This window comes from Streptomyces sp. NPDC059909, assembly GCF_042730885.1.
In the GTDB taxonomy this organism is placed as follows: domain Bacteria; phylum Actinomycetota; class Actinomycetes; order Streptomycetales; family Streptomycetaceae; genus Streptomyces.
In genome coordinates this window covers 1-1,347 of sequence record NZ_JBHWKX010000236.1, presented here as the reverse complement: position 1 = coordinate 1,347, position 1,347 = coordinate 1, and the positions used below count along the sequence as shown (strand labels likewise).

The window sequence follows — 1,347 nt, the reverse complement described above, 5'->3', positions numbered from 1 at the left end:
GACCCTTTTCCGACGGCCCCCCACCGAACCGGGCATGCGACTTATCACCGCACCCGGCTCTCCAGCGTCGATTCCATCGAATCCTGCCGAACGGAAAGTCCGCTGTGGATTCCGCCGTGACAGTCACGGCAGACGATCAGGGTCTTGCGGCGGCGTGATGCCATCTGCTTTGCCCAGTCAGGCTGTTGAGCCTGGCTCCCGGGGCGGAGGTCACTCAGACGTCGAATGTGGTGCACTTCGACTTCTGTTTGCGCCTTGCAGAGTTCGCAACGGCCGGAAATGAGCCGGTCGACGAGTTCTGCGGGACGCTTCCTCCATACCACCGGAAGATCGTCTTTGAGAGTTACCCTCATGGTCCTTCGTGCCAGCGAGACTCCGCCCCAACGGGCGACCAGCGGCTTCTTTCCTTTGCCGTGTTCGACCTTGACCTGGAGGCCCCTTCGAGGGCCAGCAGGTGTCTGCCAGGTGGCACGGTAGCGATTCCAGACCTTGTTGACGCTGATCTTGTTCTTATGTCCCAGCGTCTTGGTCAGGGAGCGTTCCGTAATCCACCTCAGCAGGCCGAGGCGGTGCCGGTTGTAGGCCAGCTGGTAATACTCCGCAAGGCCCCGGAACTCTGACTGGAACCGCGCGACGATCCGGAAGTCCGAGTCGTGCACGCGCTCCAGAAGGGCGACCGGTTTACCGCGGCGCATGTAAGGTCTGCATTTTCCGCGCACGACGTCCATTGGCACTTTCAGGCCGATCTGCCCGTTGATAGAGCGATGACCGTTCCGATCGCGCTTGGCATCGTCGTGCAGGACCACGATTTCGTAGCCGAGGAAGCGAGCGGCCTGTGTCCGCCCGTGGGTAATCAAGGTCTTCGGCTCGGAGAGTTCCAGCTTCAACCGGTTCCGCAGGAACTTCCCGATCTTCTCCTTGATGTACTCGGCTTCCCGTCGTGTCCCGGAGAACCCCAGCAGCCAATCGTCCGCGTAACGGACGTAGTGCAGCCGCCGGAAGCCCGGATCATTGGGGTCGTGGGAGGGGAGCCGTTGCAGTTGACGGCGCAACTGCCGTGCTTCCTCCCGTTGTCCGCGCTTCTCCAGTTTCCAGGCGGCCTTGTGTAGCCGCATATACGGCAGATACGGCTTGCGGCGGGCCCCCTGGTTGAAGACGGGTAAGAGTGTTGTCTCAACGTACTTGTCCAACCGATCCAGGTAGATATTGGAGAGCAAGGGGCTCAGAACACCCCCTTGTGGCGCACCACTCAGTGTTTCGTGATAGCGCCATTCCTCCAGGTATCCGGCCTGGAGAAGTCCGTCGATCAGCCGCAGGAAGCGACTGTCGTGAATGTCCTCGGCCAGG

1 protein-coding gene is annotated in these 1,347 nt (G+C 61.2%); it reads right to left on the bottom strand.

The annotated features are described in order from the left end of the window. Window positions 1–44 precede the first annotated feature (44 nt). A partial coding sequence (locus tag ACFV9O_RS40480) for a reverse transcriptase domain-containing protein (RefSeq protein ID WP_385428109.1) occupies window positions 45–1,347 on the bottom strand: 1,303 nt, incomplete at its 5' end.